This is a genomic window from Streptomyces sp. NPDC005303 (genome assembly GCF_040607335.1).
Taxonomy (GTDB): domain Bacteria; phylum Actinomycetota; class Actinomycetes; order Streptomycetales; family Streptomycetaceae; genus Streptomyces.
Map to the genome: position 1 here is coordinate 1 of NZ_JBEXGM010000067.1, position 14287 is coordinate 14287.

The following is a 14287-nucleotide window of genomic DNA, read 5'->3' on the forward strand; positions in this document are numbered from 1 at the left end:
ATGAGTCGGGCTTCGCCGATGGCTCGGAGGAAGCCGGGGGTGGTGCCGAGCATCTCTGCTGCCCGGCCCATCGTGTACGCGGGGTAGTCGTCGTCGTCCAGGCGGTCGCCGAGTGGAATATCTGCTGCCATGTCACCTCGTTGTGCAACGCGTCGAGGGGCCCCGATGCCGTACGGCACCAGGGCCCCGAAGGGAATTCAACACCATCTGTCGGCCCTACTGCTGCGCCGACCTTCTGTGTCCGCTACCCGGCCCGGTGACGGGCGGGGTGCGGGGATCGCGGCTGCTTGACCGGGGACCACCATCCATTCCGGGGTCTTGCGGTACCCGGGCCGAGAGTGTCGGGCCGGGCGATCCTGATGGCGTCTGCTCCTCCGTCCTTGCTCTGAACCAACCACTTGTGAACGGGTACTGCGGTACTACCACCCGCCAGTTCGTGTCTGGCGGGTCTCGCTAGACCATGTCTACGAGAAAAACAGTAACCGTGCCAGGAGCCAATGTCTACTCTGACAAGAACAGATTTTGGCGCCCGGGAGACGCAGACATGCTTCGGCGGGTGCATACGACGATGGGGCCCTGCCGACGCGCGTCGGCAGGGCCCCATCGGGCCTGTGCGGGTGGATCCGGGGTGGGACGGATCAGCCGGCGAGGCTGAGGACGTCCCGCAGCCGGAGCCGGTCCGTGTAGTCGGCGCTGTCCCGCAGGAGGGCGAGCCCGGCCAGGGTGACCAGGCCCGTGCGCTGCTCGTCGCCGTCGCAGAGGACGAGGTGGTCGACGCGGGCACCGGCCATCAGGGACAGCGCCACCTCGACCGTCATGTCGTCACTGACCTGGGGTCCGGTCCCCTGCCTGTCGAAGACCACGTGTGGCGTCCGGGTCGGCGTCATGGCTGCCTCCTGCTGGAAAGGGGTGGGTTGGTGGGCCGGCACGGCCGCCCTAGGCGGCGGAGCCGAAGCCGGTCCGCCGCGGCGCGCTGCGGCGAGCCGCGGCACCCGCGGGGCGGCCCTGCCCCGACTGACCCCGGCGCCCACGACGGCCCCGGGACGGGGACGAGGAGGACGCGCCGCGGGGGCGTTCCGCCGGCGGCGCGGTGATGACGACCGGGATACCGGAAGGGGCCTGGGCCCCGGTGATACGGCTCAGCTCCGCCTCGCCCGAACGCACCTGGGCGACCTGGGGGGTGATGCCCGCCGAGACCATCAGCCGCTGCATGCCACGACGCTGGCCGGGGGTCACCAGGGTGACGACGCTGCCGGACTCACCGGCGCGGGCCGTACGGCCGCCACGGTGCAGGTAGTCCTTGTGGTCGGTGGGCGGATCCACGTTGACGACCAGGTCGAGGTTGTCGACGTGGATGCCGCGGGCCGCGACGTTGGTCGCCACCAGCACGGTCACATGCCCGGTCTTGAACTGGGCGAGGGTGCGGGTGCGCTGCGGCTGGGACTTGCCGCCGTGCAGGGCCGCGGCGCGGACACCGCTGCTCAGCAGGTGCTTGGTCAGCCGGTCCACCGCGTGCTTGGTGTCCAGGAACATGATCACCCGGCCGTCGCGGGCGGCGATCTCGGTGGTCGTCCGGTTCTTGTCCGTGTCGTGCACGTGGAGGACGTGGTGCTCCATCGTGGTGACCGCGCCCGCGGAGGGGTCGACCGAGTGGACGACGGGGTCGTGCAGGTAGCTCCGCACCAGCCGGTCGACGTTGCGGTCCAGGGTGGCCGAGAAGAGCATCCGCTGCCCGCCCGGACGCACCTGGTCGAGCAGGGCGGTGACCTGCGGCATGAAGCCCATGTCGGCCATCTGGTCGGCCTCGTCGAGGACCGTGATGGCGACCTCGTTCAGCCGGCAGTCGCCCCGGTCGATGAGGTCCTTGAGCCGCCCGGGCGTCGCGACGACCACCTCGGCCCCGGCACGCAGCGCACCGGCCTGCCTGCCGATGGACATACCGCCCACGACGGTGGCCAGCCGCAGGTTCACGGAGCGGGCGTAGGGGGTGAGCGCGTCGGTGACCTGCTGGGCGAGCTCACGGGTGGGGACGAGGACGAGGGCCAGCGGCTGGCGCGGCTCGGCACGGCGTCCCGCCGTACGGGCCAGCGCGGCGAGGCCGAAGGCGAGGGTCTTGCCGGAGCCGGTGCGGCCACGGCCGAGGACGTCACGGCCGGCCAGCGAGTTCGGCAGCGTGGCGGCCTGGATCGGGAACGGCACGGTCACGCCTTCACGCCCCAGCGTGGCCAACAGCTGTGCGGGCATGTCGAGTTCGGCGAACGCCTCGACCGCGGGCAGTGCCGGCGTGATCGTCCTGGGCGGTGCGAATTCGCCCTGTACGGTCTGCCGGTTTCCGTGCGTCCTGGAACCACGGTTCGGACCGCCGGAGCGGCCACGGGCGGGGTTTGAGCGTGTGCGATTCATGCGAAACCTTCCTTGATGCGGCGCGTATCAAGGAATTCACGCAGCCGATGAGCGGCGCAGAGAATCGCGAGAACGAACCGAAGGCGATGGGGGATGCGCCCTTGAAATGCGCGAGCTGGGGCCCGCACCCCAAGGTGCGGGCCCCAGCTGCGAAATATGCGCGGCAGAGCCGGTGTCAGGCGGGAACGATGTTCTCGGCCGTCGGGCCCTTCTGGCCCTGTGCGATGTCGAAGGACACCTTCTGGCCTTCCAGCAGCTCACGGAAGCCCTGGGCGGCGATGTTGGAGTAGTGGGCGAAGACGTCGGCGCCGCCGCCGTCCTGCTCGATGAAGCCGAAGCCCTTTTCCGCGTTGAACCACTTCACGGTGCCAGTAGCCATGTCATATCTCCTTCGGAGGCGGTTTCGGAATTCACGGTGTGTGAATTCCGTGTCGCCGTGCTGATTCGCCCGTCGGAAATAACCTTCTGGCAACCACACCTGCAACTGAGATCGACAGTAGCACGGTGCGATCGGGCCTGTGCGGTGGATAATCCTGACCTCGTTCGACGTTCCGGGAATACTGACCAGGCACCGGGTCTATATCTCCCATCGCGGGCACAGATATTGCTCGGCGGGCACGCAGTCTTCCGCCCGTGCGCTTCGTCCGCGGCCCTGTGACCTCCGGCGATGTGTGATGCCCCGTCGACATCGACATGGGCGTCCGGTGGCGGCCCGGTACGCCCGCCACGACGAAAGTCACATCCGGCCCAGGCCGCTCAGCTCGTCCAGTTCGGCGGCGTAGAACCGCGCGGGATCGAATCCCATGCCGGTGAAGTGGCCGGCGAGTTCCAGGGACAGGGCGCCGTGCAGCCGGGTCCAGAAGGCCAAAGCCCGGTGCAGGGTCGCGGCCGGGGCGGGGTGGCCGTCCGCCCAGTCCCGGTGCTCCTCGAGGTGGGCGTCGAACGCTGTCGCGGTACCGCTCGTCGGCAGCCGGGCGAAGGCGTCCAGGAGCGTCGCCATGATCTCGGACGCGATCCCGGTGATGTCGTCGGGCGCGTGATAGCCGGGGACGGGCGTGCCGTAGATGAGGAAGTAGCGCTGGGGATCCTCCAGCGCCCAGGCCCGCAGGGCGTCCGCCAGCGTGGTCACGTCGGCACCGGGCCGGGAAGAGGCGGCGCGGAAGGCCTCGGCGAGGCTGCGGTACCCGTCCCTGACGAGCTCGGTGATCAGCTCGTCGCGGCCGGAGTAGTAGCGGTACAGCGCGGGTCCGCTCATGCCCAGCTGCTTGGCGATCGCGTTCAGGGACAGCGCGGACGCGCCTGCCGTGGCGATCTGCTCCCACGCGCGTTCCTTGATCTCCGTGCGCACCTGGGCGCGGTAGCGCTCGCGGGGGGTCTTCGCTTCCTGATTCACCATGGTTAGAGGCTATCACTGAAGTTATTGACACTTCCGATCCTGTTCAGTTATAACTTCTAACGAACGCGAAGTCGAGTAACAGCCGTCTCTGTGGAGGTCGTCATGAACACCGAAGGACTCGTCGAGGTCGTCCTGCCGGGCAAGGTCGAGCCCGAAGGGCTGGAGATCCGGCACGGCGCCGTCCCCGCCCCGGGCCCGGGCCAGGTCGTGATCCGGATGGAGGCCACCGGCGTCTCCTTCGCCGAGCAGCAGATGCGGCGCGGCCGCTACTACGACCAGCCGCCGTTCCCCTTCGTCCCCGGCTACGACCTCGTCGGCACCGTGCAGTCGACCGGCGAGGGCGTCGCTCCACATCTGGCCGGCACCCGCGTCGCCGCCCTGGTCAAGACCGGCGGCTGGGCCAGCCATGTGCTCGTCGACGCCGCGGACGTGGTGCCGGTGCCCGACGGGATCGGCGCGGCGGAGGCCGAGACCCTCGTCCTCAACGGCGTCACCGCCTGGCAGATGCTGCACCGCAAGGCCCGCGTCCGCGCCGGGCAGACCGTCGTCGTGTACGGCGCCAACGGCGGCGTCGGCTCGGTCCTGGTCCAACTCGCCCGGGCCGCGGGCGCCCAGGTGATCGGCACGGCGTCCCCGCGCCACCACGACGCCCTGCGCGAGCGAGGGGTCGTCCCCGTCGACTACCGCGCCGACGACCTGGCCGCACGGATCCGCGCACTCGCCCCGCGCGAGGGCGTCCACGCCGTCTTCGACCACGTCGGAGGGCACGGCATCGTCGACTCCTGGCGCCTCCTCGCCCCCGGCGGCACGCTCGTCTCGTACGGCAGTGCCGCCACCCGTGATGCCGAGGGCTCCAAGCAGTGGCCCGTGCTCAAGCTCCTCGGCCGGGTGTGGCTGTGGAACACGCTGCCCAACCGGCGGCGGGCCTACTTCTTCAACGTGTGGGCCGGGCGCGCCCTGGCCAAGAACCGCTTCCGGGCCCGTCTGCGCGCCGACCTCACCCAGGTCTTCGCCGCCCTCCAGCGCGGCGAGGTCACCGCCCAGATCGCCGCCCGGCTGCCGCTCGCCCGCGTCGCCGACGCCCTGCGGCTGGCCGAGTCCGGCACCGTCGCCGGCAAGGTCGTCCTCAACCCGTAGCGAGCAGGCGCAGGCCCGAACCGACCCCCGACAACCGAGAGGAACACCATGTCCACCATCTCCCGGCCCCGCGCGCTCGCGGTCTCGCTCGCCGTCGCCGGCGTCCTCGGCGGCACCGTCCCGGTCGCGCAGGCGGCCAACCACAGCGGACCGCCCCGCTGCGGAGGACTCGGCGTCGACGAGGATGCCCGCATCCGCTACGAGTCCGACGTCGTGATCAAGGCGCCGCTGAGCAAAGTCTGGAAGCTCCAGACCGACGTCGAACGCTGGCCGTCCTGGCAGCCCCCGGTCCTCACGGCCGAGCGGCTCGACCCCGGCCGGCTGAAGAAGGGCTCGCGGTTCCGGTGGACGACGCCCGCGCCCGCCACCCCCACGACCCCCGCCACCACCCTCGGCATCACCTCCACGGTCCGGGAACTGCGGCGCCACGACTGCGTCCTGTGGAGCGGACCCGCGGTCGGTGAAGGGCTGCGCATCGACGAGGGCGTGCACCTGTGGACCTTCACGAAGGTCAGGGACGGTGTGCGCGTCCACACCGAGGAGACCTGGACCGGTTCCCAGGTCGAAGCGGACGTCCCCACCGCGACGGCGGCCCTGGGCGGAGGACTCGAAGCGTGGCTGCGCGACCTGAAGTCCGCGGCGGAGAGCCGGCTCACGACACGGCCGTAGCGCGGGCCGGGCCGCGTCCGTGACACGCCCCCGGACGGTCTATCCACCGGTTTACGACCTTTCAGGACATACCGTACCGAATATGATGAGATTTCATATCTCCCGCCTGGCATGCACCGTGGCGATCGTCGGGGCGGTGTTCGGGGCCGCCCCGCCCGCCGCCGTCGCCGCCGACCAGATGACTCACGTGGTCTTTCCCGGACAGTCGATCCAGCAGGCGGTGGACGCCGCCGAGCCGGGTGACACCGTCCTGGTGGCCCCCGGCACCTATCGCGAGAGCGTCAAGGTGAGCACACCCGGGATCACCCTGAGCGGTATGGGCCGCAGCACCGTCATCGAGCCGGACCCCCAGAAGGCCACCGGCAAGTGTGCCGAGGCCGGCAACGGCATCTGTGTGCTCGGGACGAAGGAGCACGACGTCGAGGGCGTCACCATCGCCTCCCTCACCGTGACCGGCTTCACCGGCACCGGGGTGTTCGCCATGGCGACCGACGGGCTGACCGTGCGCAACGTGACCGCGGTGAAGAACGGGGTGTGGGGGATCGCCCAGGAGCGATCGGCGCACGGGGTGTTCCGGAGGAACACCGCCCGGGACAACGGCGACGCCGGCCTGTTCCTCGCGAACACGATCAAGGAGGAGGCGGGCGCCACGGACGCCGGGGGAACCGTCATCGAGCACAACCGCCTGGAGGGCAACCGGATCGGCATCACCGTCCGCCGCCTCAGGAACCTCACCGTCGCGGAAAACCACCTCACCGGCAACTGCGCGGGCGTCTTCGTCGTGGGCGACGAGAACAAGCCGAGGGCGGGCGCGCTGACCGTGCGCGACAACACCCTCGTGAAGAACAACAAGTCCTGCCCGAAGACCGCGCGGCTGGACGCGTTGCAGGGCTCCGGCATCGTGCTGACCGGCACCGAGGACACCCTGGTGACGCACAACCGCGTCATCGGCAACTCCGGTGCCTCCTCGCTGTCGGGCGGCATCGTCCTGTTCAAGAGCTTCGTGGGCACCACCAGCGACCGGAACCGGATCACCGACAACGTGCTGGAGGACAACGCCCCCGCGGACCTCGTCAACACGGACACCGGCAAGGACAACACCTTCGAACACAACTCCTGCGGGGCCTCCCAGCCCGCCGGACTGTGCTGACCGGCCGTGGTCACCCATGAACTCGAAGAAGAAAGGCGGCTCATGACGACCGCTCAGACCGCCCAGACCGCTCACACCCAGACCGCTCACGCCACCCCGCCGCCCTCCATGAGGCTCAGGGAGCTCGTGTTCGGCGCGGCCTGTGCGGCCGCCCTGCGCGCGGCCGCCCGGCTGGGTGTCGCCGACGCCCTCGACGACAGCCCACTGGCCGTGGAGGACCTCGCGGCCGCGGTGAAGACCGAACCCAGGACGCTGCGACGGCTGCTGCGTGCCCTGTCCTGCTACGGCATCTTCGCCGAGCAGCGGGACGGGACCTTCGCGCACACCGACATGTCCCGGCTGCTGCGCGAGGACGATCCGAACAGCCTGCGGGCCATCGCCCTGTGGTGCACCGAGCCGTGGACCTGGGCCGCGTGGCCGATGCTGGACGAGGCGGTGCGTTCCGGCCGCAACGTCGTGGAGGACCTCTACGGCAAGGAGTTCTTCCAGTACCTCAACGAGGACGCCCCGGAATCGGCCGACGTCTTCAACCGCGCCATGACGACCTCCAGCGTGCAGTCCGCGCGGGATGTCGCGCAGTTCCTCGACCTGTCGGGGAGCGCGTCGGTCGCCGACATCGGCGGTGGGCAGGGGCATGTGGTGGCGAGCCTGCTGGAGAAGTACCCGTCGCTCCACGGCACGCTGCTCGACCTGCCGCGCGTGGTGGACAACGTCGACCCGCGACTGCGGCCGGGAGGCGCGCTCGCGGACCGGGCGCGGCTGGTGCCCGGTGACTGCCGCGAGGCCGTCCCGGTCCAGGCCGATGTGTACATCATCAAGAACATCCTGGAGTGGGACGACGACAGCACGAACCGCACCCTGCGCAACGTCATCGCGGCGGGCGGGCCGGGAGCGCGGGTCGTGGCCATCGAGAACCTCGTCGACGACTCGCCCTCGATGCGGTTCAGCACCGCCATGGACCTGCTGCTGCTCCTCAACGTCGGAGGGGCCAAGCACACCACCGAGAGCCTGACCCGCAGGCTGACGGAGGCGGGCCTGGTCATCGACGACGTCCGGCCGGTCAACCCCTACCTGCACGCGTTCGACTGCACCGTCCCCGCCTGACCCCGGGGCCGCGGACAGCCGTTCGCCGGGCACGCGATTCACATGCCCGGCGAACGGCGGTTCAGGGGGCGGAGTCCCGCTCCCAGCGGTAGAAGCACCGCGCCATCGCGTCCTTCGGTGAGCGCCAGGTCGCCGGGTCGTACGCGCTGACGTACGCCGACAGCCGTTCGCTGATGTCCCGGAACTCGGGGTGTCCGGCCGCCTTCGCGATGGCGGGCCCGGGGTCCCGCTCGGACTCGATGAGGTGCAGGTACACGTCGTCGAACTGGAAGAGGCTGCGCCGGGCGACGCCCACGAGGTGCGGCAGTTCTCCCCGGTCCGACTCCTCGAACACCTTGGCGATGTCCAGGGCCGACTCCGGGGCCATACGGGCGACGATCAGGGACTGATGCATCGTCATGTCCTCCGTCCCGCTCAGTCGGACAGCATCTGTACGGGCCGGCGTTCTTCGGCGGCCTTCTCGATGCGCTCCCGGATCAGCGCCATCTGGACCTTGGAGTTCCGGTTGATGTTGTCCGTCATCCAGGCGTCGTCGACCGGTGCGTCCGGCCGCATCGCGAAGTCCTGCGTCCACACCATGCGGGTGCCCTCGGCGACCTTCTCGTACTGCCACACGATGTTCATGTAGGCGAAGGGCCCGGTCTCGACCCGGCGGGCCCGCACGGTGAGCGTGTCGCGGTCCGGCTCGCGCTCCGAGACCCAGCTCCAGACCTTGCCGTCCGCGTCGGGGTGCATGGTCAGCCGGAACGTGGTCCTGTCTCCCTCCCGGGACAGGATCTCGGCGGAGGCGTACTCGCTGAACAGCTCCGGCCAGCTCTCGACGTCGTTGGTCATGTCCCAGACCAGGTCCAGGGGGGCCGCGATGGTGATCTCGTTCTGGGTGTGTCCGGTCATGTCAGGCTCCTGCCAGAAGCGCGCTGTTGACGAGTTCGAGGAACTGCTGGGGGCTCTTGCTCTTCTCCGCGTCGGGGGGCATCGGAGTGCCGTACCGGTTCTCCAGCTCGCCCACGATGCCGAGCAGACCCAGCGAGTCGAGGCCGAAGGTGTCGAAGCCGGAGCCACTGCGCTGCCGGAGCTCCTCGGGGGCGACGGTGACGCCGGCGGCCTTCTTCATGAGCTCGGCCAGCTCTTCCACGGTGATGCGGTCACTCATGGGGGTCCTCTCCTTGTGTCGTGACGGTGTGTCGTGACGGTGTGTCGTGACGGGTGGTCGTCAGGGGGGTCGTCATGGGCGGCCTTCAGGGGGGCGCGAAGCCCCGCTACGAGGCGTCGGCGGCACCGCGCCGTAGCACCAGCGCCGCGTTCGACCCCATGAGTCCTCGGCTGAGCACCAGCGCCGTGCGGACCTCGGTGGCTCGGGCACGGACGGTGACGAGGTCGAGGTCGTGGCAGATGTCGAAGACGTTGGGCGTGGGCGGGATCAGACCGTGCTCCATCGCGAGCACCGCGGCGGCCACGTCCAGCACGGGCGCCGCGCCGTAGGCCCGGCCGACGGCGGTCTTCGGCGCCGTGACGGGCACCCGGGTGCCGTGCGGGCCGAGGGCGTCGGCGATCGCCAGCGCTTCGGCACGGTCGGCCTCCGGGACCCCGAGGGCGTCGGCGAAGACCACGTCGATCTCCTCCGGCGCGCACCCGGCCTCGTCCAGGGCGCCCCGGATCGCCTGGGCCAGCCCTTCCCGGGACTCCTCCCAGCGGGAGGCGCCGGTGAACGTCGCCGCGTGTCCCGCCAGCGTGGCCCGCACGGGCGCGCCCCGGTCCCGGGCCGCGCCCTCGGCCTCCACGACGAGCATCGCACCGCCCTCGGCCGGCACGAATCCACAGGCCGCGGTGGTGAACGGCCGGTAGGCGCGGTCCGGTTCGTCGACGGTGCTCAGCTCCTCGTATCCGAGCTGGCAGACCATCGAGTAGGGGGCCAGCGGCGCCTCGGTCGCGCCGGCCACCATCACGTCGGTGCCGCGCCGCACGGCCCGCGCCGCGTGCGCCAGCGCGTCCAGACCGCCGGCCTCGTCGGAGGCGACCACCCCGCAGGGGCCCTTGAGCCCGCGCCGGATGGAGATCTGGCCGGTGCTCGCGGCGTAGAACCAGGCGATGGACTGGTACGGCCCGACGAACCGGCTTCCCTTGCCCCACAGTTGCTGCAGCTCGCGCTGCCCGAACTCGCCGCCACCGGAACCGGCGGCGGTGACCACGCCCACGGAGAACGGCGCGGCGTCGGTGTCGGACCGGCCGAGCCCGGCGTCGTCCAGCGCCAGGTCGGCCGCGGCCATCGCGAAGTGCGTGAACCGGTCGGTCTGGACGAGGTAGCGCTCCTCGACCGCCGACGGCGGATCGAAGTCCCGGATCTGGCCGGCCACCCGCAGCGGCAGGTGCTCGCACCCGTCACGGGTGATCCGGTCCAGAACGGCGACACCCTCCATGGTGGCCTTCCAGAAGGCCTCGGTGCTGGTTCCGTTGGGCGCGACCACGCCGATTCCGGTGACGGCCGCGCGCCGGGGATACGGTGCGCTCATTCGGTGTCCTCCCTCGGCAGGGTCATGATCACCGCGGACTGGAAGCCGCCGAACCCACTGCCCACCGAGAGCACGCTGCGCAGCTTGCGCTCGCGGGCGACGCGCGGCACGTAGTCCAGGTCGCACTCGGGGTCCGGGGTCTCGTAGTTCGCGGTCGGCGGGACCACCTGGTGGGCCAGGGCCAGCGCGCAGGCGACGACTTCTATCGCCCCGATCGCGCCGAGGGAGTGGCCCACCATGGACTTGATGGAGCTCATGGGGGTGTCGTAGGCGTGCGCGCCCAGCGCCCGCTTGACCGCGGCCGTCTCGTGCCGGTCGTTCTGCAGGGTGCCCGACCCGTGCGCGTTGACGTAGTCGATCGCCGTGGCGTCGAGCCGGGCCTGACCGAGGGCGTCCTCGATGGCCCGGGCCATCTCCAGGCCCTCACCCGTCAGACCGGTCATGTGGTAGGCGTTGCCGAAGGTGGCGTAGCCGCCGATCTCGCAGTACACGTGCGCGCCGCGGGCCCGGGCGTGTTCCAGCTCCTCCAGGACGAGCACCGCGCCGCCCTCGCCCATGACGAACCCGTTGCGCCGGGCGTCGAAGGGGCGTGAGGCGTGGGCGGGGTCGTCGTTGCTGGGGGAGGTGGCCTTGATCGCGTCGAAGCAGGCCATGGTGATCGGGGAGATCGGCGAGTCCGAGGCGCCGGCGATGCATACGTCGGCCCTGCCCTCCTCGATCGTGTGGAAGGCGTACCCGACGGCGTCGAGCCCCGAGGTGCAGCCGGTGGAGACGGTCTGCACCGGCCCGCGTGCCTCGAACCGCTCCGCCACCGCCGAGGCGAGGGTGCTGGGCGAGAACGCCCGGTGCAGATGCGGACCGGCCTCCCGGGGGTCCACGTCCCAGCGCTGCCCGCCGTGGCTGACCAGGACGTAGTCGTGCTCCAGCCGGGTGGTTCCGCCGACCGCGGTGCCCAGGGAGACCCCGACCCGCCACGGGTTCTCCGTGGCAAGGTCGAGGCCGGAGTCCCGTACCGCCTCCTCCCCGGCGACCAGGGCGAACTGGAGGTACCGGTCGCTCCGGGCGATCTGTTCCGCGTCCAGTCCGTGCGCCGCCGGGTCGAAGTCGCACTCGGCGGCGATCTGGGAACGCAGCCCGGACGGGTCGAAGAACGTGATGCCGCGGGTCGCCGTGCGACCGCTGGTCAGCAGCTCCCAGAACGCCGGGACACCGATGCCGCCCGGGGCGACGATTCCTATGCCGGTGACCGCCACGCGCCTCCTCATGAGCGCAACCGGGTCGGCTCGGCGGCCCCGCCGACGGGGACCGTCTCCACCGGGATCGGCACCCCGTCGGCGTCCTCGGTGTCGACGTGCCCGAGCGGCGGGCTCGGGGCCAACGGGCCGAGGTGGAAGACCATCCGGGCCTCCACCTTGCCGACGTTGCGGAAGCGGTGGCGCATGTGGGAGGGGATCAGAAGCCCCTGCTCGGGCCGCAGTTCATGCGGCTCGCCGTCCAGGTCCACCTCGAGCTGCCCGCACACCACATAGATGAACTCCTCGGAGTACGGGTGGTAGTGCTCGGCGATGCGGTCGCCGGGCTGCACGATGGCCACGCCCATGAAACCGCTGGTGGAGCCGACCGTGGCGGGGGTGAGCATGGCGCGCAGATCGCCTCCGCGCCGGGTGTTGGGCTCGACCTCGCTGAGATCCACTACTCCGGGATGACGTTTGATCACGACGTTCCTCCGAACATGTGCTGCTTCGACATGAGGGCGTGGCCGGTCACGGCCCGGGCCGGTGGATCAGGCGTCGGGCGCGCGGCGGTCGGTGACGAGGTCCATGCGGGAGACCGCGAGGAGGTGAGCGGGGTCGCTGTCCCGCAGCGCCGGGCCGTCCACCCCGAGGGCTTCGCCGTCGAGGAGCGCCGTCAGCTCGGTCGCCCGCTTGTGATCCGTGAGCCCGAGGACGGGGCCGGGGGCGCTGTCGAGGGGACCGCGCACGTCGACCAGCCGCATCACGACGTCGTCGCGCTGGAAGATCGTGCTGCGCAGCACCGGTCCGCGTGGATCGTCCGCCGCCGCCTCGTCCTGCCGGGCGAGCAGTTCGGCCAGCCGCATACCGCACCCCTCGCGGGCCGGGTAGTACAGCGCGTGCCGCTCCGCCTCCGGGCTCTCCTGCCCGGCCGTCACATGGTGGACGGCGGGCAGCGCCGCGCGGGTGAAGAAGACCCGGGCGGACTCGGGGTCGTCCAGGTCCCGGTCCTGCTCCAGGTAGGGGTTGATGGCCTCCTCGACGGCCCGCACCTCGGGCTGCCGGGCGACGTGGCGCAGCGCGGCGAGCAGGTCGCCCCGCACCTCGATGGCGCGGACCACCCGGTTGCCGTGCATGAAGAGGGAGGTGCGGCACAGCCGGGTGGCGTCGTCGACCCTCGGCTCCGGGGAGGTGTAGCCGGAGAGGATCTTGGCGACGGTGGCCTCGCTGCCCGGCTTGACGGTGAAGGTGAGCGCGTGGCGGATCAGCCCGTCGCCGATCCTGGGCGCTGCCTGGAGGCGGCGCTTCTCGCGCTTGTCGGGTCCGGTCGGCACCGCGGGCCCGCCGGTCTCGCGGACGATGTGGAAGCGCAGCGACCTGGTGTCCCGGACGCAGCTGTGCAGCGGCTGCACCATCCGCACGTGCTCCTCGCTGTTCACCCAGGTGAGGAACGGCGGGGCGCTCTCCCACTCACTGGTGATGAGCCATTGGGAGGGGTTCTCGATGGACTGGCACAGCTGGTCGCTGACGTGTCCGGGAACGGAGGCGACCTGGCTGCACAGGCTCTCGTACGCCTCCAGGAACTGCTGTTGGGCCCCGTCGTAGACGTCCACCAGCAGGACGACACGGAGCCTGGAGCCGTCGAACACGGACTGGGAGACTCGCTGCGACGCCTGTTGCGTAGGCGCTTTCGAAACACGGTCGGACGTGGTGGTCATCCTGCGCACATCTCCTTCGGGGTCAGAGGCGGGCGAACGTCGGCCACAGGGCATGACGTCGGCGTTCCTCGATCGTCAGCCCGCCCCGGGAAGCGCGCGACTCGTATGCACCGTGGGGGTGACCGGCTGTCCCGGCAGCCGGGTGGGCGGGCTCACCGGAGGTGGGCGAAGACCACGAGGTTGTCCTTGTAGTCCCTGGCCGCGTGGTCGTAGTCACCCGCACAGGTGATGAGCCGGACCTCGGCCCTGGCCGTGTCGGCGTATACCCGCCGGCTGGGGAAGTTGTCCTTCTCGAACGTCTCCACGCTGTCGACCACGAAGGACGCTCTGCGCCCGTCGGCCCGGTCGACGTGGAAGACGTCCCCTTTCACCAGTGCGCCGAGGTCCACGAACACGGCCGCCGACGTGACCGTGTCGACGTGCCCGGCGATGATCGCGGTGCCCGCCTCCCCGGGGGACACGCCCTTGGCGTGCCAGCCGACGAGGTTGGTGTCGTAGGCGGGAGGCGGTTCGAGACGGCCCGTGGGACCGATGGCGAGGTCCGTGAAGGGGGCGTCGACCGAGATCTTCGGAATGAGCAGACGTACGGGCCTGGAGCGCGGCAGCTGTCTGCCCGCCGGCTGCCCGGCCGCCTGCCCGCGTGGCGGAGCCGGCACCGAGGCGGGTACGACGAGGGGCGCCCGGGGGACCTCGGGCGACGACTTGTCGTTCCCGCCGAACAGGGTCACGGCCAGCACCAGGATCGCCGCGGCGCCCAGCATCACCTTGCTGTGGGATCCCTCCCTGGCCGGGGCGCTTTCGTCATGGCCGGGACTGTCTGCGGGAGGAGTGGGACTGACTGCCATCGGAGACCACCTCACCAGGGCACGGCAGCACTGCGGACGGACGGGGCACGGGGAGGGTCGGCCGAGACCACGCCCTGGACGTTCTTGAACCCTACGGGCTGGAGCACGGCGGCGGACGAGGCC

General features: G+C 70.9%; 16 protein-coding genes and 1 pseudogene. 4 read left to right on the forward strand and 13 right to left on the reverse strand.

From position 1 onward, the window contains the following. From ABZT93_RS39830 to ABZT93_RS39850, 5 genes and pseudogenes are all read right to left on the reverse strand, one after another. Positions 1-131 (reverse strand): annotated as a pseudogene (locus ABZT93_RS39830) (MerR family transcriptional regulator); the annotation flags it as partial. 507 nt (positions 132-638) lie between these two features. Beyond that, positions 639-887, reverse strand: a complete 249-nt coding sequence (locus tag ABZT93_RS39835; protein ID WP_356113926.1) for a CBS domain-containing protein — start codon at positions 885-887, stop codon at positions 639-641. Positions 888-936: 49 nt separating this feature from the next. Then, entirely contained in the window at positions 937-2403 is a 1467-nt protein-coding gene (locus ABZT93_RS39840; protein WP_356113928.1) for a DEAD/DEAH box helicase, read from the reverse strand. 175 nt (positions 2404-2578) lie between these two features. Beyond that, positions 2579-2782: a cold-shock protein gene (locus tag ABZT93_RS39845; RefSeq protein ID WP_004986771.1), complete on the reverse strand. Its 204-nt coding sequence runs from the start codon at positions 2780-2782 to the stop codon at positions 2579-2581. Positions 2783-3139: 357 nt separating this feature from the next. Further along, complete coding sequence (locus ABZT93_RS39850) at positions 3140-3799, reverse strand: TetR/AcrR family transcriptional regulator (RefSeq protein ID WP_356113930.1); 660 nt, start codon at positions 3797-3799, stop codon at positions 3140-3142. A gap of 102 nt (positions 3800-3901) precedes the next feature. Here ABZT93_RS39850 and ABZT93_RS39855 point away from each other — a divergent pair, with 102 nt between their 5' ends. The 4 genes from ABZT93_RS39855 to ABZT93_RS39870 all read left to right on the forward strand — a co-directional run bounded on the left by ABZT93_RS39855 (position 3902) and on the right by ABZT93_RS39870 (position 7859). Continuing rightward, positions 3902-4936, forward strand: coding sequence for a medium chain dehydrogenase/reductase family protein (locus tag ABZT93_RS39855; protein ID WP_356113933.1), 1035 nt, complete (start codon positions 3902-3904; stop codon positions 4934-4936). Between the two features lie 48 nt (positions 4937-4984). Continuing rightward, on the forward strand, positions 4985-5605 hold the full coding sequence (locus tag ABZT93_RS39860) for an SRPBCC family protein (RefSeq protein ID WP_356113935.1): 621 nt from the start codon (positions 4985-4987) through the stop codon (positions 5603-5605). Positions 5606-5687: 82 nt separating this feature from the next. Beyond that, on the forward strand, positions 5688-6755 hold the full coding sequence (locus ABZT93_RS39865) for a right-handed parallel beta-helix repeat-containing protein (protein ID WP_356113937.1): 1068 nt from the start codon (positions 5688-5690) through the stop codon (positions 6753-6755). 42 nt (positions 6756-6797) lie between these two features. Then, positions 6798-7859, forward strand: a complete 1062-nt coding sequence (locus tag ABZT93_RS39870) for a methyltransferase (protein WP_356113939.1) — start codon at positions 6798-6800, stop codon at positions 7857-7859. A gap of 61 nt (positions 7860-7920) precedes the next feature. Here ABZT93_RS39870 and ABZT93_RS39875 read toward each other — a convergent pair whose 3' ends face one another. The 8 genes from ABZT93_RS39875 to ABZT93_RS39910 form a co-directional block, all read right to left on the reverse strand. Continuing rightward, entirely contained in the window at positions 7921-8253 is a 333-nt protein-coding gene (locus ABZT93_RS39875; protein WP_356113956.1) for a TcmI family type II polyketide cyclase, read from the reverse strand. Positions 8254-8273: 20 nt separating this feature from the next. Further along, the gene (locus tag ABZT93_RS39880; RefSeq protein WP_356113941.1) at positions 8274-8753 is read right to left on the reverse strand and encodes an SRPBCC family protein; all 480 of its coding nucleotides are present in this window, start codon (positions 8751-8753) and stop codon (positions 8274-8276) included. Between the two features lies 1 nt (position 8754). Continuing rightward, entirely contained in the window at positions 8755-9012 is a 258-nt protein-coding gene (locus ABZT93_RS39885; RefSeq protein ID WP_356113944.1) for an acyl carrier protein, read from the reverse strand. Between the two features lie 106 nt (positions 9013-9118). Continuing rightward, positions 9119-10369 carry a ketosynthase chain-length factor gene (locus ABZT93_RS39890; protein WP_356113946.1) on the reverse strand — a complete coding sequence of 417 codons (1251 nt, stop codon included), beginning with the start codon at positions 10367-10369 and terminating at the stop codon, positions 9119-9121. Then, positions 10366-11634: a beta-ketoacyl-[acyl-carrier-protein] synthase family protein gene (locus tag ABZT93_RS39895; protein ID WP_356113949.1), complete on the reverse strand. Its 1269-nt coding sequence runs from the start codon at positions 11632-11634 to the stop codon at positions 10366-10368. The genes ABZT93_RS39890 and ABZT93_RS39895 overlap by 4 nt, the downstream gene beginning before the upstream one ends. After that, positions 11631-12086: a cupin domain-containing protein gene (locus ABZT93_RS39900; protein WP_356113952.1), complete on the reverse strand. Its 456-nt coding sequence runs from the start codon at positions 12084-12086 to the stop codon at positions 11631-11633. The genes ABZT93_RS39895 and ABZT93_RS39900 overlap by 4 nt, the downstream gene beginning before the upstream one ends. A 66-nt stretch (positions 12087-12152) precedes the next feature. Continuing rightward, the gene (locus ABZT93_RS39905; RefSeq protein WP_356113954.1) at positions 12153-13319 is read right to left on the reverse strand and encodes a SchA/CurD-like domain-containing protein; all 1167 of its coding nucleotides are present in this window, start codon (positions 13317-13319) and stop codon (positions 12153-12155) included. Positions 13320-13471: 152 nt separating this feature from the next. Next, positions 13472-14080 carry a class F sortase gene (locus ABZT93_RS39910; RefSeq protein ID WP_356113958.1) on the reverse strand — a complete coding sequence of 203 codons (609 nt, stop codon included), beginning with the start codon at positions 14078-14080 and terminating at the stop codon, positions 13472-13474. Between the last annotated feature and the right edge of the window lie 207 nt (positions 14081-14287).

Excerpts from the sequence above, each read along its gene's own strand:
- ABZT93_RS39875 (WP_356113956.1), bottom strand. The coding sequence starts at position 8,253 with ATGCATCAGTCCCTGATCGTCGCCCGTATGGCCCCGGAGTCGGCCCTG.
- ABZT93_RS39905 (WP_356113954.1), bottom strand. The coding sequence starts at position 13,319 with ATGACCACCACGTCCGACCGTGTTTCGAAAGCGCCTACGCAACAGGCG.
- ABZT93_RS39870 (WP_356113939.1), top strand. The coding sequence starts at position 6,798 with ATGACGACCGCTCAGACCGCCCAGACCGCTCACACCCAGACCGCTCAC.
- ABZT93_RS39855 (WP_356113933.1), top strand. The coding sequence starts at position 3,902 with ATGAACACCGAAGGACTCGTCGAGGTCGTCCTGCCGGGCAAGGTCGAG.
- ABZT93_RS39835 (WP_356113926.1), bottom strand. The coding sequence starts at position 887 with ATGACGCCGACCCGGACGCCACACGTGGTCTTCGACAGGCAGGGGACC.
- ABZT93_RS39910 (WP_356113958.1), bottom strand. The coding sequence starts at position 14,080 with ATGCTGGGCGCCGCGGCGATCCTGGTGCTGGCCGTGACCCTGTTCGGC.
- ABZT93_RS39865 (WP_356113937.1), top strand. The coding sequence starts at position 5,688 with ATGATGAGATTTCATATCTCCCGCCTGGCATGCACCGTGGCGATCGTC.
- ABZT93_RS39840 (WP_356113928.1), bottom strand. The coding sequence starts at position 2,403 with ATGAATCGCACACGCTCAAACCCCGCCCGTGGCCGCTCCGGCGGTCCG.
- ABZT93_RS39880 (WP_356113941.1), bottom strand. The coding sequence starts at position 8,753 with ATGACCGGACACACCCAGAACGAGATCACCATCGCGGCCCCCCTGGAC.
- ABZT93_RS39860 (WP_356113935.1), top strand. The coding sequence starts at position 4,985 with ATGTCCACCATCTCCCGGCCCCGCGCGCTCGCGGTCTCGCTCGCCGTC.
- ABZT93_RS39845 (WP_004986771.1), bottom strand. The coding sequence starts at position 2,782 with ATGGCTACTGGCACCGTGAAGTGGTTCAACGCGGAAAAGGGCTTCGGC.
- ABZT93_RS39850 (WP_356113930.1), bottom strand. The coding sequence starts at position 3,799 with ATGGTGAATCAGGAAGCGAAGACCCCCCGCGAGCGCTACCGCGCCCAG.
- ABZT93_RS39885 (WP_356113944.1), bottom strand. The coding sequence starts at position 9,012 with ATGAGTGACCGCATCACCGTGGAAGAGCTGGCCGAGCTCATGAAGAAG.
- ABZT93_RS39890 (WP_356113946.1), bottom strand. The coding sequence starts at position 10,369 with ATGAGCGCACCGTATCCCCGGCGCGCGGCCGTCACCGGAATCGGCGTG.
- ABZT93_RS39895 (WP_356113949.1), bottom strand. The coding sequence starts at position 11,634 with ATGAGGAGGCGCGTGGCGGTCACCGGCATAGGAATCGTCGCCCCGGGC.